Origin of the sequence: Streptomyces spinoverrucosus (genome assembly GCF_015712165.1) — a bacterium.
In the GTDB taxonomy this organism is placed as follows: domain Bacteria; phylum Actinomycetota; class Actinomycetes; order Streptomycetales; family Streptomycetaceae; genus Streptomyces; species Streptomyces spinoverrucosus_A.
On the sequence record NZ_JADPZX010000001.1, the window covers coordinates 7,249,335 to 7,263,868 of the forward strand.

The 14,534-nt window shown below is 73.7% G+C and carries 10 protein-coding genes; all 10 read left to right on the forward strand.

Translation table 11 applies throughout. From position 1 onward, the window contains the following. Positions 1–5 precede the first annotated feature (5 nt). From I2W78_RS32950 to I2W78_RS32995, 10 genes are read left to right on the forward strand one after another with little or no spacing between them, the layout of a single operon-like run. Positions 6–383: a hypothetical protein gene (locus I2W78_RS32950; RefSeq protein WP_196463899.1), complete on the forward strand. Its 378-nt coding sequence runs from the start codon at positions 6–8 to the stop codon at positions 381–383. Continuing rightward, positions 376–1,515 carry a hypothetical protein gene (locus tag I2W78_RS32955; protein ID WP_196463900.1) on the forward strand — a complete coding sequence of 380 codons (1,140 nt, stop codon included), beginning with the start codon at positions 376–378 and terminating at the stop codon, positions 1,513–1,515. The genes I2W78_RS32950 and I2W78_RS32955 overlap by 8 nt, the downstream gene beginning before the upstream one ends. A 21-nt stretch (positions 1,516–1,536) precedes the next feature. Beyond that, positions 1,537–2,073 carry a phage baseplate assembly protein V gene (locus I2W78_RS32960; RefSeq protein WP_196463901.1) on the forward strand — a complete coding sequence of 179 codons (537 nt, stop codon included), beginning with the start codon at positions 1,537–1,539 and terminating at the stop codon, positions 2,071–2,073. A gap of 23 nt (positions 2,074–2,096) precedes the next feature. Continuing rightward, positions 2,097–2,441, forward strand: a complete 345-nt coding sequence (locus I2W78_RS32965) for a hypothetical protein (protein WP_196463902.1) — start codon at positions 2,097–2,099, stop codon at positions 2,439–2,441. 55 nt (positions 2,442–2,496) lie between these two features. After that, the gene (locus tag I2W78_RS32970) at positions 2,497–2,883 is read left to right on the forward strand and encodes a GPW/gp25 family protein (protein WP_196463903.1); all 387 of its coding nucleotides are present in this window, start codon (positions 2,497–2,499) and stop codon (positions 2,881–2,883) included. Continuing rightward, positions 2,880–5,972 carry a putative baseplate assembly protein gene (locus I2W78_RS32975; protein ID WP_196463904.1) on the forward strand — a complete coding sequence of 1,031 codons (3,093 nt, stop codon included), beginning with the start codon at positions 2,880–2,882 and terminating at the stop codon, positions 5,970–5,972. Before I2W78_RS32970 ends, I2W78_RS32975 begins: the two co-directional genes overlap by 4 nt. Continuing rightward, positions 5,969–9,799 (forward strand): putative baseplate assembly protein, encoded by a 3,831-nt coding sequence (locus I2W78_RS32980; RefSeq protein ID WP_196463905.1) that lies wholly within the window; start codon positions 5,969–5,971, stop codon positions 9,797–9,799. The genes I2W78_RS32975 and I2W78_RS32980 overlap by 4 nt, the downstream gene beginning before the upstream one ends. After that, complete coding sequence (locus tag I2W78_RS32985; RefSeq protein ID WP_196463906.1) at positions 9,799–12,045, forward strand: hypothetical protein; 2,247 nt, start codon at positions 9,799–9,801, stop codon at positions 12,043–12,045. The genes I2W78_RS32980 and I2W78_RS32985 overlap by 1 nt, the downstream gene beginning before the upstream one ends. 54 nt (positions 12,046–12,099) lie before the next feature. Next, positions 12,100–13,629 carry a DUF6519 domain-containing protein gene (locus I2W78_RS32990; protein WP_196463907.1) on the forward strand — a complete coding sequence of 510 codons (1,530 nt, stop codon included), beginning with the start codon at positions 12,100–12,102 and terminating at the stop codon, positions 13,627–13,629. Next, positions 13,629–14,513, forward strand: a complete 885-nt coding sequence (locus I2W78_RS32995; RefSeq protein ID WP_196463908.1) for a peptidoglycan-binding protein — start codon at positions 13,629–13,631, stop codon at positions 14,511–14,513. The genes I2W78_RS32990 and I2W78_RS32995 overlap by 1 nt, the downstream gene beginning before the upstream one ends. Positions 14,514–14,534: the final 21 nt, after the last annotated feature.

Consider the following 14,534-nt stretch of genomic DNA (forward strand, 5'->3'; position numbering starts at 1 on the left):
CCAGCATGACCGGCATCGAACCTTACGAGAACGCCTTCGACTCCGTACCGGGCGCCCACCCCTACCCCCGTACCAGCCGCTACCACGACGCGGAGATCGGCATCCACCGGCAGGCCGACGGGACCGAGGTCCGGTACACCAAGCGGCGGTTGCTGCCCCCGCTCCCTGCGCTCGACGACGACCAGGAGACGCAGCAGCACACCGTCGCCGCCGGCGACCGGCCCGACCTCCTCGCCCAGCGGTACTTCGGCGACCCCGGCCAGTGGTGGCAGATCGCCGACGCCAACCCGGTACTCGATCCACGCGAGTTGACGGACGAGGCCGGACGGGTCGTCGACATACCGAGCGCCGGCGGCTTCCCGCGGGGGGACCGGCGTGTTTGACATGCCCGTGGGGCAGGGCCCCGTCCACATCACGCTCCAGATGGGGCCGCAGCTCGTCCGGCCCGTCCCGGCCGAGGTCACCGAGGCCCTGCTGTCCGCCCAGATCACCGCCACGGCGGGGGAGCGCAGCGGTTTCCAGCTGGCCTTCGACATGACCAAGAACGGCATCATCAGTCGGCGGCTGCTCCCCGAGGGCTTCTTCGACCCCAAGACCCGCCTCGTCGTCACCGTCACCGTCAAGGGCACCACCGAGGTGCTCTTCGACGGACTGGTCGTACGACAGGAGGTCGGCGCCAGCAACCAGCCCGGCCACTCCACCCTCACCGTCACCGGCGAGGACCTCACGCTCCTGATGGACCTGGAGGAGCGCACCGCCCGCTACCCCAACCTGCCGCCCTCCGAGCGGGTCCTGGCCATTCTGCGCCGCTACTCCGACTACGGCATCCGGCCCGACGTGTACACGGAGAAGGTGGCCCAGCCGCCGCACCAGGACCTCCGCGTGCACTACCAGACCGGCACCGACCTGCAGTACGTCACCGAGCTGGCGCACGCCAACGGGTACACCTTCTACCTCGAACCCGGCCCCACCCCCGGCCAGTCGTCCGCCCGCTGGGGCCCCGAGGTCCGGCTCGGCATCCGCCAGCACGCCCTCAACGTCAACCTGGACGCCAACTCCACCGTCGACCAGCTGACGTTCGCCTACGACGGCACCGCCCGCGAGGAACCGCAGGCCCGCTGGCAGGACCCGGACACGAGGCTGTCCACCCTGCTGCCGCAGCCGCCGATCAGCCCACTGCGCCCGCCCCTCGGCAAACGCCCCACCCCGGCCCTCAAGCGCCGCACCCTGTCCGGCACCGCCAAGCAGCAACGCGGGCAGGCCGAGGCCGAGCTGCTCGCCCGGGCCGCGATCTCCGCCGACGTCGTCTCCGGCTCCGGCTCGCTCGACGTCAACCGGCACGGCTACATCCTGCAGCCCCGCCAGCTCGTCGGCGTGCGCGGCGCGGGACGGGCGTACGACGGCGACTACTACGTCAAGTCCGTGACGCACAACCTGCGGCCGGGCTCGTTCCAGCAGAACTTCACGCTCTCCCGAGAAGGCCTCGAGGCGCGAAGCGACTACGTCAGGCCCTAACACCACCAGGAGCACCCCAGCATGGCGGCACCCAGCAATCGCTACCTCGGCAAGTACCGCGGCCGGGTCGTGGACAACAACGACCCGCTGCGCATCGGCCGTATCACCGTCGAGGTCCCGGACGTCCTCGGCGACGAGCCGTCGACGTGGGCGCTGCCCTGCCTGCCGTTCACCGGGCCCGAGTCGGGACAGTTCGTCGTACCGCCGCCCGGGACGGGTGTGTGGGTGGAGTTCGAGCAGGGCGATCCGAGCTTCCCGGTGTGGACCGGGTGCTGGTGGGGCGCCGCCGAGGAGTTGCCGCCCGACGCCCGCAGGGAGTTGCGGGCGAACGTGCCGAACAAGCCGGTCGTCGTCCAGACGCCGCTCGCGCACAAGCTCGTCATGAGCGACACGCCCGGCGCCGAGGAGGGGATCCTGCTCCAGGCCAAGGGCGGCGCGTACATCCGTATCACCGAGGAAGCAGTGGTCATCGCGACCGGCGCGGGCGCCCAGGTGGTGCTGCGCGGACGTGAAGTGACCATCAACGAGGGCCAGTTGACCGTGCTCTCGAAGCGCTAGCAGAAGACGGGGGACGATTCGAAGTGTCCGGGACAACCGGGGGGCTGCTCGGCGCCGCCGCCGTGATCAGCTGCCCGCACGGCGGCCGAGCCACCGCCGCAACCACACCTGACGGAACCGTGTTCATCGACGGAAGTCCGGTGGCCACGGCCGCGCACAGCTACGTCGTCACCGGCTGCCCGCACACCGTCGACCGGGTGCCCATGCCGTGCGTCGCGGTGCGCTGGACCGGCTCCGACACCGGCGTCACCGTCGACGGCGCGCCCGTACTGCTCGACACCTCCACGGCCCAGTGCTTCACGGCGGCCCTCGTCCCCCAGGGACCACCCGTCGTCCAGGCCGTGCAGCGAAAGGTCACCGTCCGATGAGCCACCCCACGAGCCACCCCACGAGCCCCGCCCGAGCCACCCTGCGAGCCGCCCGATGAGCCCCCGTACCCGCCCCCGCACCGACATAGCCTTCCCCTTCCGCCCCGACCGCCGCGGCCGCACCGCCCACGCCACCCCCGCCGAACACATCCACGACCTGATCGAGCAGCTCCTCTTCACCAGCCCCGGCGAACGCGTCATGCGCCCCGACTTCGGCTGCGGCCTGCTCGACCTGGTCTTCGCCCCCAACAGCCCGGAGCTGATCCACACCCTGGAGCTCTCCGTCCAGGCCTCGCTCCAGCGCTGGCTCGGCGACCTCATCGACGTGGAGGCCCTCGACGTGACCAGCGAGGACCACGTGGTCCGCGTCCACCTCGCCTACGCCGTCCGCGCCACCGGCGCCCGACGCGAGGACGTCTTCGAAGGGAGGGCCGCCGCATGACGAGCACGACCACGTCCCGCCGCTCCAAGGTGCGCGCCGCCCAGCTGGGCGGCATCGACTCCGTCGAGGTCAGCGACGACGGGCTGCTGCTCACGGTCACCTTCCTCGGCAAGGCCCCGCACGGCCTCACACCCGAGAACGTCCGCGTCGACGGCGGCCGCCGCATCACCGACATCACGGCCGTCGACGTCAGCGTCGAACGCGAGGACGACCCGGAGCTCGACGACCGCCTCTACGTCACCCTCGACCGGGCGGGCGACACCTCCCGCTACCGCCTCTCCCTCGTCGAGACCGACCCGTACGGCCGCCCCGGCACCGAACCCTTCCGCGGCTTCGATCAGCGCTACCACAGCGCGACCTTCCTGTTCCGGCCAGACTGCCCGACTCCCTTCGACTGCGAGGACGGGCACGACGAGCGGCCGGAGTTCCCGGACGCCCCGGTCGTCGACTACACCGCGCGCGACTACGACACCATCCGCAAGCTGCTGCTGGACCGGCTCGCCCTCACCACCCCCGACTGGCGCGAACGCAACCCCGCCGACCTCGGCACCACCCTCGTCGAGCTACTCGCGTACACCGGCGACCAGATCAGCTACCAGCAGGACGCGGTGGCGACGGAGGCGTACTTGGACACGGCCCGCCGCCGGGTCTCCGTACGCCGTCACGTCCGGCTCATCGACTACGCGATGCACGACGGCTGCACCGCCCGGGCCTACGTCACCGTCGAGACCGCCGGTGACCACACGCTCGCCCCCGGCACGTACCGGTTCGCCTCCGTCGACGTGCGCACCCTCGACCCGCACGACCGCCCCGAGCCGGGCACCGTCATCGAGGACGGCGACCTCGCCGACCTCGACGAGCGGGGCTCGGTCGAGGTGTTCGAACCGGTCGTCGCCGCCGACCCCCTGGACCTGCGGGTCGCGCACAACGCGATCCGGCTGTGGACGTGGGGCGGCGAAGTGTGCGACCTGCCCAAGGGCGCCACGTCGGCGACCCTGCGCGACGCGTGGGTGGACCCGGAGACCTGCCGGGACCGCCGCCTCGACCTGCGGCCGGGCGACCTGCTCGTCCTGGAGGAGGTCAAGGGCCCGCGCACCGGCACCCCCGGCGACGCCGACCCCGGCCACCGTCAGGCGGTCCGCCTCACCTCCGTCACCCCGGCCGTCGACCGCATCGAGGACCAGCCGGTCCTGGAGGTCACCTGGGCCGCGGAGGACGCCCTGCGCCGCCCGTTCTGCCTCGCCACCCGGGGCGGCCGGGACTGTCTGCCGGTCGAGGACGTCACCCTCGCCCGCGGCAACGTCGTCCTCGTCGACCACGGCCGCACCCTGCCCGCCCCGGAGACGGTCACCGTGCCGCCGGAGCCCGCCGTCGTCGCCCCCTGCGACCCGCCCGCCTTCGGCTGCGTCGACCGCACCGAGGGCAACGCGCCCGCGCGGCTCATCAACGCCCTGACCGACAAGGCGGAGTCGGGCGAGGCCCTCGGCGCCGACGACGTCCGCGAACTCTTCGAGATCGTCGGCCTCGCCGCCACCACCCGCGCCGGTCTCGGCCTGGAAAGCGCGGGCCAGCGGCACGAGAAGGTCGTGCCCGGGACGGCGTACGCCCAGGCCGCCGCCCTGCGGACGCTGCTCGCGCAGTCCGTCTACCCCGGCATCCGGCCCCGCTTCCGGCCCGTCCTCGGCCGTGCGCCCGTCGCCCAGGCGGTGCCGTTCCCCGACCCCGGGGCCGTGGCCGCCGGGCAGGCCGAGCGGATCGCGGCGATCCCGGGCCGGATCCGGCAGCGGCTCGTCGAGCTGTGGCGCAGCGCCCGCGACCGCGACGGCCTCGGCGACCAGGAGATCTCCGAACTCGCCGTCGTCTTCGGCCTGAAGACCCTGGAGCGCCTCGAACTCCGCCTGCACCCCGTCCGCGCCCTGCGCGAACTGCTGCACCGCAGCGACCAGTTGCTCGACGCCAAGCTCCGCCGCGTCGAGGTCCTCGCCGCCCGCGCTCGCGCGGGCACGGTCCTCGACGGGCACATCGCGTGGGAGATCGCGCACAGCTGGGGCCCGGCGTACGCGGCCGGACTGCACCCCGACGAGCCCGTGCTGCGCGGCCCGGCGACCGCGGCCCTCACCCAGGACCCGCGAAGCGCCCTGCCCGCCGTACGCGTCGAAGCGCACGACGACACCTGGGAGCCGCGCCGCGACCTGCTCGCGAGCAGCCCCCGCGACCGCCACTTCGTGGGCGAACTGGAGGACGACGGCCGCCTGTCCCTGCGCTTCGGCGACGGCCGGCACGGCGCCCGCCCCACCCCCGGCGACCGGCTGCGCATCCACTACCGCCTCGGCGGCGGCAGCGCGGGCAACGTCGGCGCGGAGGCCATCAACCACCTCGTCGTCACCGCCGACTGCGAGGCCCCGCCCGCCGCCGTGGTCCGCAACCCGCTGCCCGCCACCGGCGGCACCGAACCCGAACCCGTCGAGCAGGTACGCCAGCTGGCCCCGCTCGACCTGCGCCGCACCCGCCTGCGCGCGGTCACCGCCGACGACTATGCCGCCCTCGCCGCCGCCCTGCCCTCAGTGCAGCGCGCCGCCGCCGAGCTGCGCTGGACCGGCAGCGTCCAGGAGGCGCACATCGCGATCGACGCGTACGGCGACGGCACCCCGTCGCCCGAGCTGCTCGCGTCGGTGACGCAGGCCCTGGAGCCGTACCGGCGCATCGGCCACGACCTCGTCGTCGGCCCCGCCCGTCCGGTGCCGCTCGACATCGAACTGACCGTGTGCGCCGCGCCCGGCCACCAGCACGGTCAGATCCTCGCCGAGCTGTACCGGGTGCTCGGCGCCGGCCGGGGCGGCTTCTTCCACCCCGACGCGCTGACCTTCGGCGAACCGGTCCGGCTGAGCCGGCTGGTCGCCGTCGCCGCGGCCGTCCCGGGCGTGGAGAGCGTGCAGGTCACGCGGCTGCGGCGGCTGTTCGAGCAGGACCGAGGAGAGAGGGAGGACGGCGTGCTGCGGCTCGGCCCGCTTCAGATCGCCATCTGCGACAACGACCCCGACCGGCCGGAGAACGGCCGGCTGGCGATCACGTTGGGAGGTGCCCTGTGAGCGAGCTCTGCTCCTGCGGCGGCGCGTGCGGCGGCCACGACGAGCGCCTGGCCCCGGCCCCGCCGCACAATCCGCCGGGCCGCACCGCGCTCGACTACCGCGTCGGCGAGTACGGCTCCTTCCTGGCCGCCCTCCTCGACCGGCTCGCCTCGCCCGCCTACCCGGCGTTGAACGGGCTGACCGTCCGCACCCCGGACGACCCGGCGATCGGCCTGCTGGACGCCACCGCCGTCCTCGGCGACCTGCTCACCTTCCACTCCGAACGGATCGCCGACGAGGCCTACATCCGCACCGCCAACGAGCACCGCTCGCTGGCCCTGCTCGGCCGCCTGGTCGGCCACCGGCCGCGCCCCGGTGTCGCCGCCTCCACCCACCTGGCGTACACCCTCGAACGCGACCCGCGCGCCGAGACGCTGCCGGTCGTCATCCCGCGCGGCGCCCGCAGCCACAGCGTGCCGGCCTCCGCCACCGAGGAGTCCCTCACCTTCGAGACCAGCCGCGACCTGACGGCCCGCTGGGACTTCAACGAGCTGAAGGTACGGCGCCGGCGCCCCGTCCTTGTCACGCCCGGGGACCTTGAGCGCCGCTCGGAGCTGTTCGTCCAGGGCACCGCCAACTCCCTCCAGACCGGCGACCAGTTGCTGTTCGTCTTCGGCGAGCCGGCGGGCGGCGAACGGAAGCTGCTGCCGGTGGCGAAGGCGCGCGTCGACCGCGAGGACGACGTCACGGCGATCTCCCTGCCGAAGTCGGCCCCGCCGACGCTGAAGGAACTCGTCGACGAGGTACGCCGCTGGACCGCCGCGCCCGCCGCCCCGGGCGAGCCCGGTGACGAGCCGCCCACGCCCGAGGTGCCCAACCCACGCCCGGTCAGCCGTCTGATCGAGGACGTCGAGGACCAGGTCCTGGCCCCCCTTCGGGCAGACCTGGACACCGTCAAGACCCCCGAACGGCTCGCGGCCCGCCTGGCCGAGCCGATCGAGCGGCTGGGCGAGGCACAGGTGCTGGCGACGCCGTACGAGGACGTGGCCGCGTGGTTCGAGCAGCTTCAGGCGGTGCTCGCGGAACTCGCCGAGCGGGCACTGGAGTTGGCCCCCGCCCAGTCGGTCGAGCCCGACCAGGCGCGCACGAAAGCGACAGACTCACGGACCGGCGCGCAGACCGACGCGCGGACGGATCCGCAGACCGCCGCGCAGACCGATCCAGAGGCCGGCGCGCGGTCGGGCCCGCAGACCGCCCCGCAGACCGACCCCCGGCACGCCGCCCTCCGGACCCTCGCCTCCGTCCTCCCCACCCTGCGCACGCGCACCACCACACGGCGGACCACGGCCCACACCCCCCGCCCCGCCACCGACCCCGCCCGCCTCCTCACCGCCCTCAACCCCGGCCTCGGCACCCTCTACCCGGCCTGGCGCACCGCCGCCGCCCCGGGCACCCCGCAGCTCCTGCGCGAGCTGCTGGCGATGCGCGTCACCGCGGCCCCCTTCGGCGCCACGGCCCCGCTGAAGCCGGTCCAGGACGACCGCGGCCGGGTCATCCGCACCGCCGACTGGCCGCTCACCGGCGCCGTCCTGACCACCCTGCGGGTCGTCTACGAGCCGGCGGGCAAGGTGCCGGTCCGGGCGGAGTTCCAGTACGTCGAGGGCAGCAGCTCCGACCAGCGCGCCGAGAACCTGCCCGTGCCGCAGCCGGTCGACTTCCCGCTGGGCGCGGGCCAGGTCGAGCTGTCCACCCGCAGCGGCCAGGACCGCGACCTCAACTGGCTCAACCGCCGCCCCACCGACTCCCAGGAACCCGGCGTCACCGCCCGCCTCCACTCCGGCCTGCCCGAACGCACCCTGTTCGTGTCCCGGCCGGACAACGACGGCCTGGTCCACGTCGGCGTGCACAACGGCACCTCCGAGCAGATCGCCCTGCGACCCAACACGTCGGAGCAGTTCACGCACGGCGAGTACGAGGTCAGCGTCCGCTACACGGTGGGCACCACCGAGCCCAACGTCGAGGTGGTCGTCGCGAGCAAGCCAGAGCCGCTCAACCGCCGGGTGCTCCAGCTGGACACCGTGCACACCGGCATCACCGTCGGCAGCTGGGTGGCGATCCGGCGCCCCGCGAAGGGGACCTCGGTGCCGGGCGCCGCCAAGCTCGCCTTCGTCACCACCCAGGTCGTGGCGGCGCGTACGGCGGCGTACAGCAACTACGGCATCACCGGACGCGGCACCGAACTCACCCTCGCCGACCCCTGGCTGGACGAGTTCGACGTGCTGCTGTCGCACATCCGCGACACCACCGTGCACGCGGCCGGAGAGCCGCTCCGCCCGGCCGACGAACCGCTCGGCGAGGACGTGCACGGCAACGAGATCGAACTGGCCGAGCTGTACGACGGACTGCGCCCCGGCCGCACCCTCATGGTCACCGGCGAGCGCGGCGACCTCCCCGGCGTCCGGGCCACCGAAGTCGCCGTGATCGCCGCCGCCGACCCGGCCGTCGACCCCCAGCTCCCCGGCGACCACGTCCACACCCGGCTCACCCTGACCGCCGACCTCGCCCACCGCTACCGGCGCGACACCGTGCGGATCCTCGGCAACGTCGTCGAGGCCACCCACGGCGAGAGCCGCGAGGAGGCCATCGGCAGCGGCGACTCCGACCGCGTCAACCAGACGTTCGCACTGTGGCAGACCCCGCTCACCTGGCTCGCCGACACCAACCCGCTGGGCGCGAAGCCGGTCCTGGAGGTCCGGGTCGACGGCGTGCTCTGGCACGAGGTCGACAGCCTCGCCGGACGCGGCCCGCGCGAGCGCGTCTACATCACCGGCAGCACCGCCGACGGCCGGACGACGGTGACCTTCGGCGACGGTGTGAACGGCGCCCGGCTGCCCACCGGCCACGAGAACGTGCGCGCCCGCTACCGCTTCGGCACCGGCCGCGCCGCCAACGTGGCCGCCGACCGCATCACCCAGGCCCTCACCCGCCCGCTCGGCGTCTCCGCGGTCACCAACCCGCGCCCCGCGACCGGCGGTTCGGACGCCGACGGGCCCGGCCTGACCCGCCGTACCATTCCGCTCGCCGTCTCCGCCCTGGACCGCCTGGTCTCGGCCGGCGACTACGAGGACTTCGCCCGCTCCCGCGCCGGCATCGGCCGGGCGGCGGCGCGTGAACTCTTCGACGGCAGGCGGCGGGTGCTGCACGTCACGGTCGCGGGCACGGACGACGTGCCGATCGCCGACGACTCCGACACCCTGCGCGCCCTGCGCGGCGCCCTGACCGAGTACGGCGACCCGAACCTCCCCGTCCGCGTCGACGTCCGCGAACTGGTCCTGCTGCTCCTGTCCGCCAAGGTCAAGCTCGCCCCCGACCACGCCTGGGAGGTCGTCGAGCCGCGGCTGCGCCAGGCCCTGCTGCGCCGACTCGGCTTCGAGGGACGGGAGCTGGGTCGGCCCGCCCGCCTCTCCGAGGTGCTGGCCACCGCCCACAGCGTGCCCGGCGTCGACTACATCGACGTCGACGTCTTCACCGGCGTCCCCGCCTCGGCGGCCCCCGAACAGCTGACCGCCTGCCCCGGCACGCCGCAACCCCAGGTCCCGGCGCACCCGGCGGCGTACGACGAGAAGATCCACACCGTCCGCGCCGACGAAGGCGAGACGCTCACCTCGGTGTGCGCCCGCCACGGCATCCCGCTCGCCGAACTCCTGCGCCTCAACCCCGACATCACCGACACCCGGCGCCTGCCCAAGGGCCGTTCGGTGTACGTCTTCCGCGGCATCCGCCCGGCCCAGCTCGCCCTGCTGTCGCCGCGTGCCGCGGACACCCTGATTCTGACGGAGGTCAAGTGATGTCCCGGGACGACCGGTTCGACAGCTCCCGCGATCCGGACGCGCTCGCCGCGCTGCTGCCCCGCTGGCACCGGCTGCGCGACGCCGAGGAGGGCGAGCCGCTGCGCGCGCTGCTCGCCGTCGTCACCGAGCAGCTCGACCGCGTCCGCGACGGCGTGGCGCAGGGCTATGAGGACCTGTTCGTGGAGACGGCGGACCCCTGGGTGCTGCCGTACCTCGGCGACCTGGTCGGCTACCGCACCCTGCCCGGCTACGAGCGAAGCGAGATGGGGGTACCCCCGGCCGGAGGCTGGGGGAGCGTCCTGACCACCGGCCTGCACGACGGCGGCCGCTCCGCCCTCGCCGAGGCGGTCGCCCCGCGCGCCGACGTGGCCGCCACCGTCGCCAACCGCCGCCGCAAGGGCACGCTCCACCTGCTGGAGGAACTCTCCGAGCGGGTCGCCGACTGGCCGGCGCGCGCGGTCGAGCTGTCCCGGCTGGTGGCGCACACCCAGCCGGTCAAGCTGCACGGCACCACCGGCACCACCGGCACCACCGGCACCACCGGCGCCATCAGCACCACAGGCACCACCGGCGCCCACCGCGCCGAACGCGGCCGTCTCGCCGACCTCCGCGACGGCGCCGCACTCGACCTCGCGGGCGGCCCGTTCGGCGCCACGGCCCGCACGGTCGACGTCCGCCGGGCCGACTCCGGGCGGCGGCAGGGCGGTTGGACCCCGGCCGGGGTCGCGCTGTTCGTCTGGCGGCTGAAGTCGCACTCGCTGACGTCGTCCCCGGCGTACTGCATCGACCGGGCCCGCAACCTCTACACCTTCTCGATCCTCGGCAACGACACCCCGCTGGTCACCAAGCCGTTCCCGGAGCCGTCGCCCACCCACATCGCGACCATCGACAACGTCCCGGCGTTCATCCGCCGCCGTCAGCTCCACGACCGGCTGCTGGACTACTACGGCCCCGGCAAGAGCTTCGTCATCCGGCGCGACGGCGAGGACCAGCCCGTCCCGCCGTCCGACATCGTGGTCGCCGACCTGTCCGACTGGCGGTACCGCCCCAAGCGCGGCCAGGTGGCCGTCGACCCCGAGCTGGGCCGGATCGCCTTCGGCTCGCGCAGCGCGCCCCGGCAGGGCGTCTGGGTGGACTACCACTACGCGTCCGCCGCCGACATGGGCGGCGGCGAGTACGCCCGCGACGACCGCGGACCCCGCCCCGACGCGACGTTCTACCGGGTCGGACCGGGACAGCCGTACCGGCAGATCATGGACGCCTACCGGGCCTGGCAGCACGACCGGCGGGCGGACCGTACCGGCCCCGAGGGCATCATCGAGATCACCCACAGCGGCGCCTACCAGGAGCAGCTCGACTTCGACCTCGACCCCGGCGACCGCCTCGAACTGCGCGCCGCCGAGGGCACCCGCCCGGTCGTCCGCCTGCTCGACTGGTACAGCAACCGCCCCGACGCCCTCAACATCCGTGCCGTCTCCGAGGACTGCGCCCCGCACGAACGCCCGCGCGTCACCCTCGACGGCCTCCTCGTCGCCGGGCGCGGCATCAACGTCACCGGGCCGATGGGCGCGGTCGTCGTCCGGCACTCCACCCTCGTCCCCGGCTGGTCCCTGGAGCCCGAGTGCGACCCGCACTCGCCCGAGGAGCCCAGCATCGTCCTGGACCGCACCACCGCCTGCCTTCAGGTCGAGCACAGCATCCTCGGCACCATCGAGGTCATAGGCGACGAGGTCGGCGAGGAGCCCCTCGACATCCATCTGCGCGACAGCGTCCTGGACGCCACCGCCGACGACCGCGAGGCCCTGTCCGCCCCGGACTGCCGCCACGCCCACGCGGTGCTCCATCTGCACCGCACCACCGTCATCGGCGAGATCCACACGCACGCCGTCCGCATCGCCGAGAACTCCGTCTTCACCGGACGACTGCACGTGGCCCGCCGCGGCATCGGCTGTCTGCGCTTCTCGTACGTCCCTCCGGGATCGCGTACGCCGCGCAGGTACCGCTGCCAACCGGACCTGTCCGCCGGGGTGCGGCCGCTGTTCGTCTCCCAGCGCTACGGAACGCCCTGGTACGGCCTGCTCGCCGACCGCTGCCCGCCGGAGTTCCGGCGCGGCGCGGACGACGGCGCCGAGATGGGCTCCTTCCACGACCTGTACCGGCCGCAGCGCGAGGACGGCCTGCGCGCCCGCCTCGCCGAGTACACACCGGCCGGCACGGACGCCGGGATCTTCTTCGTGACGTGAGCGGCACTCCCGCACGACCTGCCCGAACCTTCCTGAACCAGGGGGACCCCCTTCATGCACGCTGACCTCTCCCGCCTCACGTTCCGCCCGGAACGGCACTACTCCGCGGTCGTCGCCCAGCAGGGCCGCGTCCAGCTCGACGCCGACACCAACGAGCAGACGGCGATCCAGCTCCACCAGGCCCGCACCCTCGCCGCCGACCTGATCGGCCCGCACGGCGGCCCGCGCGACGCGGCCGGCTTCCGCATCGATTACGTCGGCGGCAAGCACGACCTGGACACCCTGCACATCCACGGCGGCCGCTACTACGTCGACGGCATCCTCTGCGACGCGTCCCGCCCGGCACCCGGCGTCCCGGTCCTCGACGAGGACGACCAGGAGGCCCCGGAATCCCTCGGGCACTGGACGTACTGGGACCAGCCCGACGGTTTCCGCGACCCGGAGAAGCCCGGCGACCGGCTGCCCTCGCCCGCGCAGTCGCCGTTCGTGGCCTACCTGCACGTCTGGGAGCGTTCGGTCACCGCCGCCGAGGACCCGGCGCTGCGCGAGGTCGCCCTAGGCGCGGCGATGCCGGACACGGCCGCCCGCGTCAAGGTCGTCTGGCAGGTGCTGCCGCTGTCGCTGGCCGCGCTGGAGATCGAGGAGGCGGACCCGTCCAAGGAGGTCGTCCGCGCCGCGTTCGCCCGCTGGGCGCAGCGCCAGTCCGCTCCCTCGGCCCGCCTCGCCGCCCGCAGCGAACGCCCCGATCACGCCGACGAGGACCCCTGCCTGGTCAAGCCCGACGCCCGCTACCGGGGTCCGGAGAACCAGCTCTACCGCGTCGAGGTGCACGCCGGCGGCGAGGCGAAGGACGCCACCTTCAAGTGGTCCCGCGAGAACGGCTCGGTGGTCTTCCCGGTCGACGAACTCGACGGCACCTGGGTGCAGTTGGCGACCCTCGGGCACGACGACAAGCTCGACCTGGACGTCGGCGACCACGTCGAGTTCACCGACACCGCCCACGCCTCCCGCCTCGAACCCCTGCCGCTGCTGCGGGTCGAGGAACTCGACCTGCCCGGCCGCCGCGTCCGCCTCTCCGCCGAACCCGCGCCGGGCGTCGGCCGGCTCCCGCACCTCCACCCCTTCCTGCGCCGCTGGGACCACCAGGCGGGCCCCCGCCGCAAGGGCCGTACGACCGCCCTGCGCGGCGGCGCCGTCCCGGTCACCGAGGGGGAGTGGCTGCCCCTGGAGGACGGCGTCGAGGTCCACTTCGCCAAGGGCGGCACCTACCGCACCGGCGACCACTGGATCATCCCCGCCCGCACCGCCACCGGCAGCGTCGAGTGGCCGACCGATCCGGCGCGTCGGCCGTTGTTGCAGGCCCCGTCCGGCATCGCCCGCCACTACGCCCCGCTGGCCCTGATCAAGGGCGAGGGCAGCGCGGTCGATCTGCGCCTCGCCTTCGGCCCGCTGGCCGGCAGCATGCCCGCCGCCGACGAGGCGACGCTCGCGGCCGAGCACCAGGCACGCCGCGAGGAACAGGTGGCCGAGAGCCGGTCGCAGACGACCGCCGAGGCGGAGGCAGCCGTGGAAGGAGACAACTGATGGCCAAGCCACTGAGCGCGTCCAAGATGGTGGAGATCCTCCGTGCGGAGGGCCTGACGGTCCACGAGGTGCGCAACTGGCGCACCCACAACCGCAACAGCAAGGGCCCCTGGGGTCCCGTCAACGGTGTGATGATCCACCACACCGTCACCTCCGGCACCGCCGCCTCCGTCGACATCTGCTACGACGGCTACTCCAGCCTTCCCGGCCCGCTCTGCCACGGCGTCATCGACAAGCAGGGCCATGTCCACCTCGTCGGCAACGGCCGTGCCAACCACGCGGGCCTGGGTGACAGCGACGTCCTGCGCGCTGTCGTCAACGAGACGAAGCTGCCGCCCGACAACGAGGCCGACACCGACGGCAACCGGCACTTCTACGGCTTCGAGTGCGTCAACCTCGGCAACGGCAAGGACCCGTGGCCGGAGGCGCAGAAGGAGGCCATCGAGAAGGTGTCGGCCGCGATCTGCCGCCACCACGGCTGGTCGGAACGCTCGGTCATCGGCCACAAGGAGTGGCAGCCGGGCAAGGTGGACCCGCGCGGCTTCACGATGGACAGCATGCGGGGGCGCATACGCGACCGGCTCGGCGGCAGGCCCCAGCCGCCCGACCCCAAGCCGCAGCCCCAGCCCAAGCCGAAGTACGAGCCCTTCCCCGGCAGCGGCTTCTTCCACGTCGGCCGGAAGTCCCCGATCATCACCGCGATGGGCCGCCGCCTGGTCGCCGAGGGCTGCAGCCGCTACGAGGAGGGCCCCAGCCCCGAGTGGACCGAGGCCGACCGCCGCTCCTACCAGGCCTGGCAGCAGAAGCTGGGCTTCAAGGGCAAGGACGCGGACGGCATCCCGGGCAAGTTCAGCTGGGACAAGCTCAAGGTCCCCAACTCCTGACGAGCGACGTGGTCGGCCCCT